Source organism: Bartonella sp. AD328YNZD, assembly GCF_042196425.1.
Genome location: NZ_JBHIQG010000058.1, coordinates 1 through 10,891, shown reverse-complemented (window position 1 = coordinate 10,891; position 10,891 = coordinate 1). Strand labels below are relative to the sequence as shown.

At 34.4% G+C, this 10,891-nt stretch carries 13 protein-coding genes; 12 read left to right on the top strand and 1 reads right to left on the bottom strand.

Going from position 1 to position 10,891, the window contains the following annotated elements; all coding sequences use genetic code 11:
- Positions 1-2,069: 2,069 nt before the first annotated feature.
- Positions 2,070-2,357, bottom strand: a complete 288-nt coding sequence (locus ACFIO3_RS04500) for an H-NS family nucleoid-associated regulatory protein (RefSeq protein WP_375608594.1) — start codon at positions 2,355-2,357, stop codon at positions 2,070-2,072.
- Between the two features lie 742 nt (positions 2,358-3,099).
- Between ACFIO3_RS04500 and ACFIO3_RS04495 the strand changes: the two genes are divergently transcribed.
- From ACFIO3_RS04495 to ACFIO3_RS04440, 12 genes are all read left to right on the top strand, one after another.
- Entirely contained in the window at positions 3,100-3,726 is a 627-nt protein-coding gene (locus ACFIO3_RS04495) for a hypothetical protein (protein ID WP_375608593.1), read from the top strand.
- A gap of 125 nt (positions 3,727-3,851) precedes the next feature.
- The gene (gene korA, locus ACFIO3_RS04490) at positions 3,852-4,151 is read left to right on the top strand and encodes a KorA family transcriptional regulator (protein WP_375608592.1); all 300 of its coding nucleotides are present in this window, start codon (positions 3,852-3,854) and stop codon (positions 4,149-4,151) included.
- On the top strand, positions 4,114-4,431 hold the full coding sequence (gene trwL / locus ACFIO3_RS04485) for a VirB2 family type IV secretion system major pilin TrwL (protein ID WP_375608591.1): 318 nt from the start codon (positions 4,114-4,116) through the stop codon (positions 4,429-4,431). The genes korA and trwL (ACFIO3_RS04485) overlap by 38 nt, the downstream gene beginning before the upstream one ends.
- A gap of 117 nt (positions 4,432-4,548) precedes the next feature.
- Positions 4,549-4,860, top strand: coding sequence for a VirB2 family type IV secretion system major pilin TrwL (gene trwL, locus ACFIO3_RS04480; RefSeq protein ID WP_375608590.1), 312 nt, complete (start codon positions 4,549-4,551; stop codon positions 4,858-4,860).
- Positions 4,861-4,977: 117 nt separating this feature from the next.
- The gene (trwL, locus tag ACFIO3_RS04475; protein WP_375608589.1) at positions 4,978-5,298 is read left to right on the top strand and encodes a VirB2 family type IV secretion system major pilin TrwL; all 321 of its coding nucleotides are present in this window, start codon (positions 4,978-4,980) and stop codon (positions 5,296-5,298) included.
- A 136-nt stretch (positions 5,299-5,434) separates the two neighbouring features.
- Positions 5,435-5,752: a VirB2 family type IV secretion system major pilin TrwL gene (gene trwL, locus ACFIO3_RS04470; protein ID WP_375608588.1), complete on the top strand. Its 318-nt coding sequence runs from the start codon at positions 5,435-5,437 to the stop codon at positions 5,750-5,752.
- A 137-nt stretch (positions 5,753-5,889) separates the two neighbouring features.
- Positions 5,890-6,198, top strand: a complete 309-nt coding sequence (gene trwL, locus ACFIO3_RS04465) for a VirB2 family type IV secretion system major pilin TrwL (RefSeq protein ID WP_375608587.1) — start codon at positions 5,890-5,892, stop codon at positions 6,196-6,198.
- A gap of 134 nt (positions 6,199-6,332) precedes the next feature.
- Positions 6,333-6,644 (top strand): VirB2 family type IV secretion system major pilin TrwL, encoded by a 312-nt coding sequence (trwL, locus tag ACFIO3_RS04460; RefSeq protein ID WP_375608586.1) that lies wholly within the window; start codon positions 6,333-6,335, stop codon positions 6,642-6,644.
- Positions 6,645-6,781: 137 nt separating this feature from the next.
- Positions 6,782-7,093: a conjugal transfer protein gene (locus ACFIO3_RS04455; RefSeq protein ID WP_375608585.1), complete on the top strand. Its 312-nt coding sequence runs from the start codon at positions 6,782-6,784 to the stop codon at positions 7,091-7,093.
- Positions 7,094-7,105: 12 nt separating this feature from the next.
- Entirely contained in the window at positions 7,106-7,414 is a 309-nt protein-coding gene (locus ACFIO3_RS04450) for a type IV secretion system protein VirB3 (protein ID WP_375608584.1), read from the top strand.
- A 2-nt stretch (positions 7,415-7,416) separates the two neighbouring features.
- Positions 7,417-9,888 carry a VirB4 family type IV secretion/conjugal transfer ATPase gene (locus ACFIO3_RS04445; protein ID WP_375608583.1) on the top strand — a complete coding sequence of 824 codons (2,472 nt, stop codon included), beginning with the start codon at positions 7,417-7,419 and terminating at the stop codon, positions 9,886-9,888.
- Positions 9,885-10,643, top strand: coding sequence for a type IV secretion system protein (locus ACFIO3_RS04440; protein ID WP_375608582.1), 759 nt, complete (start codon positions 9,885-9,887; stop codon positions 10,641-10,643). Before ACFIO3_RS04445 ends, ACFIO3_RS04440 begins: the two co-directional genes overlap by 4 nt.
- Positions 10,644-10,891: the final 248 nt, after the last annotated feature.

Sequence of the window (10,891 nt, the reverse complement as noted above, 5' to 3'; positions counted from 1 at the left end):
AAAAAAATACTTCATTCAAGAAGCTGCCGGACTCACTCCAAATGCCCCACGTCTTCTACACGGCTTCCCACTTTAAGAAAAAATTCCCTCTCGACTTGATCTGTTTACAGTGCGGGTTTTTATCGAATGTTTCCCTTGACCTCTCCCTCACACATTTTATTTAAACATTAAGACTCGACAAACAAGTCATCCTTTAAGAATATTCATAACACACTGAAAAAAACATTTAATATTTCAAGGAGGTTGTATCATCACACCTCAAAGGACGCTCTTTCACAGCATAACAAAATAAACAAAGCTTTTTAGCACATAACATTTATTATTTATAATAATAACTCATTGTTCTCATATTGAATGAAAACTCTGAAGATTGTAAAATACTCTTAATTTCAAATCTGTATATATTGAAATAATCAAAATTATGTCTTTTGCATATCACAAGCGGAATTGGCGTATAGATAAAACAATTTAAAGAAAGCAATAAAACGCCTTTCATGAACACTCTCAAGTGCAAAAAGCTATCCGTAACATGGAAATTGGCAAAGTGTGTAACAGTACCACCTTACATCCTATTACTAAAATAAAGATGGTGGTGCACGATAGATTTTATATGATCATAGGAGAACTTATACGTTATATTATTCACGAGCAGTGTCATAAAATGAGCTTAGTTACATTGAAAATATTTCTTTTAAAAAGCATGTAAATTGGCAACACAAATGCATCCCGTTTCGTTCTATTTTACGACAAATCCTTCAATTTATATGGAAATGCCACAATTTCAAAAACTCTGATATACAACCAAGTATTCCGCACTCTATATCATCACATATAATTGTAAACTTGCATATTACCCCTATTTTTGCACCATAAAAGAAAACAGATAGAAATAAAAAATGCTCAATCTTTTCATTTTCAATGCACTCTTTATTCCTGATACATACATGCATATCAATGAATTTTAATCACAAACACTTAGAAATATGTCATAAAATTCTATTAAAACCCATACTAGCCATAGAAAATTTCCATTTTCAACACACTTACTCACATCTACTATACGAATAATAAATAAAGTGAATGTCTCACATATATAGTCTTACAAAAAAAGACTAAACAAAATCTATGAAAAACATAAAGCTCTTGTTCTACAAAACCTATTTCAAAAATATAAGGATATTAATTTAACAACATATTGATTGATAAAATTATCATTTTACGTATTGGATTAGAATCCTGACGCAATCAATTTTCTTATTTCAATCCTTTTTGTAAGGAATCAATAAAACCCATTTATGTGCACAGACTAAAAAAAGCAACGTCAGTAAAACTATAAAAAAGGAGGTAAAATGCTCCTCTTAAAATCAATGCATTGATTTATAAGGATCATTTATCGTTTTCAACTTGAATAAGAAACCCCAAATATTGTTAACCCCTCTCATTTCAAATCTCTATATATTGAAGTAACCAAAATCACACTCTGACACGTCATAAGCAGGAATAACGTGGGAGTGAAAACATGAAAAAAAGCGTAAAAAGCCTCACTCTCCCAAGTGCTAAGAGCTCTCGCACACAGAGTTCTCACAACACCAAAAAATGTCATAATATCCAAGAGCTGACGCAGTATAGATGCTGCCAGCTTTTTCTTTTATTAAGTGTAAAGATGAGAATGCTCTATTAAATTTTATATCCTTCCTGGTAGCGCTTTATCCTTATATCCCACACGAGCTCCATCATGAAATAGGTGTAACGAGCTTTAAGACATATCTCTTAAAAAAGCACGCACATGTGCAGCACAATAGCGTTCTATTTTATATGAGGGACGTGATTCCATTAAATGTTAAGAGTAAAATTACAGCATTTTAAGCTGGCAAGCTTAATGATGATGCCAATTTATTACAACAATACCTTTTTCATTTAAATACATTGGTTCATGCTCCCTATCGTCTTATTCGATCACTCAATACTCTACATCCGTTTATTATCTTTGTATATCAAATGATCAAAAAGAGCATACTTCTTGCATTCATATTTTTAGTATTCCCTTATCTTGTAATATTACACATGTGTTATGTTACTTCTAGTTCATCAAGTGTATACCCATTTTCCAACCACTCTTTAATCCACTTAGGTCTACGTCCCCGCCCATTCCATAACTCCCATTGGTTATTAGGATTTCGATAATGACGCTCTTTATTTACAAGATCAGCGATATCAATTCCATGAGCATTAGCAATTTCAAGAATTTTTCGCCGCGCATTTTGCTTTTCCTTTGCTTGCCGTTTTTTCAATTCCACATCGATTTGTGTACGCATCTCTTGTAGTTCATCAAAATTCATATTTTTGAGATCATTCACCTTAATTACTCCCCTTGCAAAAAAGAACTACTCTTTGCCATATTTTAAACATAATTATAGACGATTTTCGTCTATTTGTTATCGAAATTAAAATTACGATAAATATATCACTTTGACGGAGATGTGCTTTGGACTACAAAAAGCTGTTTATTGGTATATCAATTACCAGCACTGTATATTTTTTCAGTTCAATCATGAGAACTGGTAAGTACAGTGCACAAACACCATCACACCTCTCTGACTCTCATGAGTCAGTAGTCAAAGGTAAATATAAATCGCTATTCTATAAACTATGGCAATATGCGACAAAGAACAAGCCCTCTTCCTATAATGGTGGTGTAATTTATTATGAGAATAAGAGACCCCCTCAAGTACAATGGCTTTTTACTTCGTATAAATGTTTTTTGAAAAGATTTTTGCACCTAAAAAATTGTATAAAACAAGTCCCTTCATTAAAATCTCAACGATCATTCTTGCTTAAAAGCAGCGCTTTTTTCCATAAGTCCAATAATATTGGTTGGCGTAATGTGTCCTATTTTATCCCTCACATTGACCTTATTGGTTGGATATTGGCATATATTAGACATCTTCTTAGAAAAGAACAGTTCAATAATCACAAAGAATATTCTAAGTTAAACAATCCCATTCTGCAAATTTATAAAATCAAAAGACGGCAACAAAAAGCACCACACAGAATTGGCATTTGTATCCATAAAATTTTTCATAATAAGGTGTATTGCTGATGATTGTCTCAGACTTCACAATGTTTGCTGCTGCATACATATCCAATACCCCCTGCCCAGTATTTTTAGCCCTCATCGAACAAGGAGCGCGGGATAATGTTTATATAACAGATAATAATAAATTATTCCGTCAATCATTTTCATTTAAAAAAGGAAGTGCAACAAGTAGACAATTTAAACAAAGTAAACATAATTTTGACGTAAACTTGGAACAAAGTGGTGTCGTAGATGTGGAATCATTTTTTCTTTTTGACACATTTAGTTTTTGCAAAAATCTTAAAGCTAAACAAACCGCTTTAACCTACCACTATGAACCAACAGCATTTGTATATAACTCTAAAGAGGATACATTACAGTCCGCGCTAAATTTCTACAATATAGGAAATTTAAATAACCTTTATATGCAGAAGATTTCTTCATTTTTTGAAGTAAAAACTTCTCATCTTGTAGATGATCAAACGTCACAAGAATATATAGAAATTCATGAAAGAGAACAAAGACAAACAACGAAGACAGAAGCTCTTTCCAAAGAAGAACTAGAAGATGTATTTACACATAAAGCAAGTAGCACTCATGATGCTTTTGCAACGGAGAATTCTTCTTCATTAAGAAAGCAACTAGAGTGATGATTGATGTTATCACAAATTAAAACTAAAATTTTGATAGGATATTACAATGAAAAGTAGATAAAGAAATATTAAAGCTCTAATTAGTAAGATTAGATAAAATCTCTTCTAATTGAGGGCAAAAAATGAAAATGATAGAACAGAACAGCGTTGATATAGCATTTAATCAGAAAGCAGCACGAGAAATTACAATTGTGATGCGCTCGGAAAAGGAATGGTATTTTACGTTTGTTGCCGATGATCCAATCACCGGAAAGCCAAATAAATATACGCTTCTTACACAAAGAGGAAAACTAAGAACTTGGGCTGATCCAAAATATCTCTTTAAGTTTCTTCATGAACGAGGGGTTATTTATGGGAGTTTTAATCTTAATCAGGATGAAAAACATGAAACAATTAAATATTCTTCAAACAATAGTTCGTAATAAAACAACTCAGATCTCTGTAACTTTAATTGCATTCTTTATGACTCATCCTGTATGGGCCCAAGCACAAGGTTTAGGAAATGCAAAAAAGGCTTTAGGCGAATTTCAAAAAGAATTAACAACGATTATCCCTATCGCAGCTGCCGTTATACTATTATGCTTAGCAATTGGTTATGCAGGACGCTACATCGAAAAAGACACATTTGTACGATGGGCAATCGGTGTCGTTATCGCAGGTTCAGCAGGTGAGCTTGTGGGTATGTTATTCACAAAACCATAAAACATCTTTTTATTCAAAGAGAAACCTGAATTCCAAAGATTTTATCTATATCAATAAAAACCATATCAGAAAAATAAACTATTCATATCAACTGTGATCTAAATTGGGGTAAAAAATATGAAACAATCAAATATCTTTCAAAGAGCAGTTAATAAAGGCATCTCAAATGCGACAATAATGGTTGCTTTTTTTCTAGCACATCCCGTGTGTGCTCAAGCACAAAAGTTAGAAAATGCCAAAAATGCTTTAGATAAATTCAAGACAGAATTGATTGGAATTATTCCAATCGCTGCTGCTGTTATACTTTTGGGCTTAGCAATTGGTTATGCAGGGCGTTATATTGAAAAAGATACATTTGTACGGTGGGCAATCGGTGTCATCATCGCAGGTTCAGCAGGTGAGCTTGTCGCTTTATTATTTAAACCATGAAATGTTTCTTTTATAAAAGAAAAAACTTAAATTTCAGTATTTTTATTATGCAATAAATTATTTTTTGTCCCGCAAAAAGATATTTATGCTAACCACAATTTAATGAGACAAAATAACATGAAGAGATTAATTAGCTTTCAGAAAAATAATAATAAAGTTATCGCGATTTCTGCATTCATAGCTGTATTCGTTATGGGTTCTCCTGTGTATGCCCAACAAACTTTAGGAAAAGCTAAAACAGCGCTAGAAGCTTTACGGGATGACCTCATTGCAAACATTATTCCTGTTGCTGCTGCCGTTATCCTTTTGTGCTTAGCAATTGGTTATGCAGGACGCTACATCGAAAAGGATACATTTATACGATGGGCAATCGGCGTTATCATTGCCGGCTCAGCAACCCAACTTGCTAAACTGTTATTCACAGGTGCAGCCGGTTAAATTTAACTATAACAATATATAATACAAAATGTTTATATGAAAAGTAAAATTATTCATCAATTGTAAATAAACTAATAGCAGTTTCATTTATATTGGATATGTGAAATATGATTTGAAGTATTAATAAGAGGAAAACATGCAAAAATTCATTAATCTCCAATCAAAAAGTAACAATAAAATTACCATACTTTTTTCAGCTATAAGTGCCTTTATTATAATGCATCCTGTATATGCACAAGCCAAACTAGATACTGCTAAAAAAGCTTTAGAAGGTCTCCAAACAGACCTTACAACTAACATTATCCCTCTCGCTGCTGCCGTTATACTTTTATGCCTAGCAATTGGTTATGCGGGACGCTACATCGAAAAAGATACATTTATACGGTGGGCAATTGGCGTTATTATCGCTGGCTCAGCAACCCAACTTGCTTCGCTTTTATTCGCAGGTAAATGAAAATAACTACGTGCCAGTATAACACATAATATTCTTAAATATTTGTCAATTTATATATGTCTTAGCAATTAAGATAGTACATGTTGAAAAGAATAAAGTGTGCTCATGGCGTCTTTACTCGAGATAAAGTAAAAAATATGAAACAAATAAGTAATCTTCACTTAAAAAGCAAAAATAGAATCGCTACAATTTCTGTAGCTACAAGTGCCTTTTTTATAACACGTCCTGCATATGCAGAACTAAAAAATGCTAAAGATGCTTTAACAAATCTCAAAACAGATCTTATTGACAACATTATTCCTGTTGCTGCTGCCGTCATCCTTTTGTGCTTAGCAATTGGCTATGCTGGACGTTACATCGAAAAAGATACATTTATACGGTGGGCAATCGGGGTCGTTATCGCAGGTTCAGCAACCCAACTTGTTACAATGCTATTCAAAGGCTAAGGATAAGTTGTTATAATACAAAGTATTTTTAAAGTAAGAACTTATATCTAGTGATTGTCAACATAACAGTATACCATTCTTCTTGTAATGAGAAATGCAAAATATTCATAAAGGCGTTAATTTAAGAGTAAAACATGAAAAACTTCATTAATTTCCAATTAAAAAGTAAAAAAAGAATCGCTGCAGTTTCTGTAGCTACAAGTACCTTTCTTATAACGCATCCTGCATATGCAAACCTAGGCAAGGCTAAAACAGCTTTAGAGACTCTAAGAGACGATCTTATTAATAACATTATTCCTGTTGCTGCAGCCGTCATCCTTTTGTGCTTAGCAATTGGCTATGCAGGGCGTTACATCGAAAAAGATACATTTATACGGTGGGCAATCGGCGTTATCATTGCTGGCTCAGCAACCCAACTTGTTGCAATGTTATTCAAACCTAATTGAAATCAACCATAATTAATAAAACACAGAATGTTTAAGCATATCTATCGATTGTAGGTTTGCACCAACAATAATATAAACATATTGCAAAAAAGGAAATGTTATTCATAACACCTTCAGTTTAAATAGGAATAAAAGATATGAAGCAATCAAATATTCTTCAAGCAAAAACGTGCAACAATATTAGTATTATTGTTATCGTTTTAATTGTGTGCTTAATAACTCAATCTGCATATGCTCAAACGGAAACAAAAAGCTTAGATATTTTTATAGGGATGCAATATGGGTTAAGTATGGTTATTCCTATTGCTGCTGCCATCATTCTTTTATTTCTTTTGCTTATTTATATACTTCGCATCATTGCAAGATCTACATTCATACGGTGGGCATTCAGTGTCATTATTGCTGGTGCAGCCTTCTATATTAGCCACATATTATTTAACATCCAATAACAAGGACATTCCATGAAATCACAAGAACAGAAATCATTCCCATTATTCAAGGGAGCGACACGTGTTCCAACAATGTGGGGTGTCCCTATGATGCCGCTTATTGTTATGGTTATGGGGGTCGCTGTTATTGCTATGACAATAAATATCTTTTTGTGGATTATAGCCCCGCCATTATGGTTCGTTATGGCGCAAATTACAAAAAACGATGACAAAGCATTCCGTATCTGGTGGTTATGGATCGATACCAAGTTTCGCAATCGCAATAAAAGCTTTTGGGGTGCATCGAGTTATAGTCCCTCTAATTATAGTAAAAGGAGATAAGCATGACAGCTGTTGAAAGCAGCAAACGTCTCGCATCAGAGACACCTGTAAGCCTGTTCCTTCCCTATTCACATCATATTACAGATACGATTATCTCTACGAAGAATGCGGAATATTTGTCAATTTGGAAAATTGACGGACGCTCGCATCAAAGTGCTTCAGAAGAAGATATTTTTCAATGGACAAAAGAGTTTAATAATACTCTACGGGGTATTGCATCGGCTAATTTATCATTTTGGACGCATATTGTACGCCGTCGTGTTTATGAGTATCCTGATTCAACATTTGATCAAATGTTTTGCTATCAGCTTGATGAAAAATATCGACAAAGCTTTACTGGTTATAATCTGATGGTTAACGATCTGTATCTGACTATCGTTTTCCAACCAATAGCAGATAAAATTATGTCGTTCTTTTCTCAACATGAGCGCGAAACGCTTGATCAAAAAAAGATGCGACAAGACTTATGTATCAAAGAACTCAATGACATTAATCGTACTTTAGGCCAATCATTAAAGCATTATGGTGCAGAACTTCTTGGTACTTATGAAAAAAATGGCCATGCTTATTCTTCTGCACTTGAATTCCTCGGAATGCTTGTCAATGGCGAATGTCGCCCTATGCCAATTTGCCATGACCGTTTTTCTGACTATATGTCTATCAATCGACCTTTTTTCTCAAAATGGGGTGCTCTTGGTGAACTGCGAACAATCAGTGGAATGCGTCGATTTGGAATGCTGGAAATTAAAGAATACGACGCAACAACCAAACCAGGACAATTGAATGTTTTGCTGGAAAGTGATTTCGAGTTTGTATTGACGCAGAGTTTTTCGGTGCTCTCCCGACATGCTGCTAAAGACTATTTACAACGACATCAGCGTAATCTTATTGATGCACGAGATGTAGCAACGAGCCAAATTGAACAAATTGACGAAGCACTCAATCAGCTTGTCAGTGGGCATTTTGTTATGGGCGAGCATCACTGTACATTAACCATATATGGTGATACAATTCAACAAGTTCGTGACCATATGGCCAAAGCAAGTGCAGCACTCTTAGACGTTGCGGTATTACCTAAACATGTAGATTTAGCGATAGAGGCTGGCTATTGGGCACAACTTCCTGGCAATTGGAAATGGAGGCCCCGTCCTGCTCCAATTACATCACTGAACTTTTTATCATTTTCATCTTTTCATAATTTTATGTCAGGAAAACCCACAGGTAACCCGTGGGGACCAGCCGTCACAATTCTTAAAACGACCAGTAAAACGCCGCTTTATTTCAATTTTCATGCCTCCAGACTTGAAGAGGATTCAACCGATAAACGATTACTCGGTAACACCGCACTTATCGGACAATCTGGATCTGGTAAAACTGTGCTGCTCGGCTTTTTATTAGCACAAGCGCAAAAGTTTAAGCCAACAACTGTTGTTTTCGATAAAGATCGTGGTATGGAAATTGCCATTCGAGCGATGAATGGAAAATATCTGACATTCAAGCCAGGTAAGCCAAGTGGCTTTAATCCATTTCAACTTCCTCCCACACAAGAGAATCTGATTTTCTTAAAACAATTTGTTAAAAAATTAGCAGAAGCTGGTGGCGAAATCACACATCACGATGAGGAGGAAATTAACAAAGCCGTTATGTCTGTTATGAGTAGTAACATTGACCAATCGCTGCGTCGTTTGTCTTTTCTGGTGCAATTTTTACCAAATCCACATTTGAGTGATTATAACGCACACCCGTCTGTTCACGCTCGCTTACTAAAATGGTGTGAAGGTGGTGATTATGGATGGTTGTTTGATAATCCTCATGATGCTCTTGATCTTTCAACACATCAAATTTATGGCTTTGATATCACGGAATTCTTAGATAATCTAGAGACTCGTACTCCAGTGATGATGTATTTACTTTATCGTACAGAAGGCATGATTACCGGACAACGGTTTATGTATATCTTTGATGAATTTTGGAAGCCGTTGCAAGACCCATACTTTGAAGATTTGGCAAAAAATAAACAAAAGACTATCCGTAAGCAAAATGGTATTTTTGTTTACGCAACACAAGAGCCTAGCGATGCTTTGGAAAGTAATATTGCCAAAACACTCATTCAACAATGTGCAACTTACATTTTTCTAGCCAATCCCAAAGCAAATTATGAAGATTACACAAAAGGCTTTAAATTAACAGATACTGAGTTTGAACTCGTTAAAGGGCTTGGTGAATTTAGTCGTCAATTCCTCATTAAGCAGGGAGACCAATCCGCACTTGCAGAGCTAAATCTCGGTAAATTCCATATAACAAGCGATGGAGAAACCATCGAACATGACTTTAGTGACGAACTCTTGGTGTTATCAGGTACGCCTGATAACGCAGAGTTGGTCGAAAGCATTATCACGGAAGTTGGTGATGATCCCGCAATATGGTTACCAATTTTCTTACAGCACATAAAAAATGACAGGAGGGAAACATGAAGAAACAAGTCATTTCAATAGCATTAGCAATAATGTTAGGAACACCAAGCTTAGCGATGGCTTGGAGTTTTGGCCTTGGAACCGCAACTTTGGCAGAAGAAATTTCGAATTCTTTGTCTTGGGGAAATCCAAGAAAAGCAACTAAAAAGCATTCATCTAAAAAGCCTTCTATGCCTCAGCATTATATAGAAATTATACAACTTATAAAACAACAGCTTGAGCAAGCAAGAAAAACACACCAATCAATAACAGAAAATCGACAATTTGGCATAAAAAAACTCAAAACGGAGCAAACGGATAATACCAGTTTTTTTCTAAAAGATCCAGAAACACTCTACAATAAAAATACTTATTCAACTATATCCGCATCACTTGCAAATATCTTAAAAGAAGAAGAAATTCTTACCTCTCTCCAAGAATCTCGTGATGCTATCGCTAAACGTATTGAATATGCATCTCTCGTGGATAAAGCTGTAAGTTTGCAAACTTTTCAAGAAACAAAAAATCGTTTTACACAAATTGAAAAACTATTAAACGAAATCGAAAAAACAAAAGACTTAAAAGGTATTGCTGAATTGCAATCACACATTATTGGAACGCTAGCAATGATTCAAAACGAAACAACAAAATTATATATGGTCACACATTTACGCAACTCTGAACAATCACTTATCAAACAACAAAAAGGCAAGCATAACGCAAGAATTTTGAACAGTAAAAATACAAAAATGCCTACCATAAGATTTATTAGATAAAGCGTTTTATTACCAATATTTTGTATATTATTTTTCCTTTCTGCTCGTAAAAAGAAAAGTTAATGCATATATTTACCTCTCTCTCATAGACTGAAAGGGCCTTATAAAATTTAAGACCATTCTAAAAAAAATTTCAACGAAAAATACTTAGAAAATCATATAAGAAATGAGATTCATTAAAGAGGAATGCCATGAACTTCACGCTGTTCACGCAACTTTTCACTGAAATTGACAAAATAACAAAAACT

Coding starts and splice junctions, on each gene's coding strand:
- ACFIO3_RS04495 (WP_375608593.1), top strand. CDS start 3,100: ATGATTGTCTCAGACTTCACAATGTTTGCTGCTGCATACATATCCAAT.
- korA (WP_375608592.1), top strand. CDS start 3,852: ATGAAAATGATAGAACAGAACAGCGTTGATATAGCATTTAATCAGAAA.
- trwL (WP_375608591.1), top strand. CDS start 4,114: ATGAAACAATTAAATATTCTTCAAACAATAGTTCGTAATAAAACAACT.
- trwL (WP_375608590.1), top strand. CDS start 4,549: ATGAAACAATCAAATATCTTTCAAAGAGCAGTTAATAAAGGCATCTCA.
- trwL (WP_375608589.1), top strand. CDS start 4,978: ATGAAGAGATTAATTAGCTTTCAGAAAAATAATAATAAAGTTATCGCG.
- trwL (WP_375608588.1), top strand. CDS start 5,435: ATGCAAAAATTCATTAATCTCCAATCAAAAAGTAACAATAAAATTACC.
- trwL (WP_375608587.1), top strand. CDS start 5,890: ATGAAACAAATAAGTAATCTTCACTTAAAAAGCAAAAATAGAATCGCT.
- trwL (WP_375608586.1), top strand. CDS start 6,333: ATGAAAAACTTCATTAATTTCCAATTAAAAAGTAAAAAAAGAATCGCT.
- ACFIO3_RS04455 (WP_375608585.1), top strand. CDS start 6,782: ATGAAGCAATCAAATATTCTTCAAGCAAAAACGTGCAACAATATTAGT.
- ACFIO3_RS04450 (WP_375608584.1), top strand. CDS start 7,106: ATGAAATCACAAGAACAGAAATCATTCCCATTATTCAAGGGAGCGACA.
- ACFIO3_RS04445 (WP_375608583.1), top strand. CDS start 7,417: ATGACAGCTGTTGAAAGCAGCAAACGTCTCGCATCAGAGACACCTGTA.
- ACFIO3_RS04440 (WP_375608582.1), top strand. CDS start 9,885: ATGAAGAAACAAGTCATTTCAATAGCATTAGCAATAATGTTAGGAACA.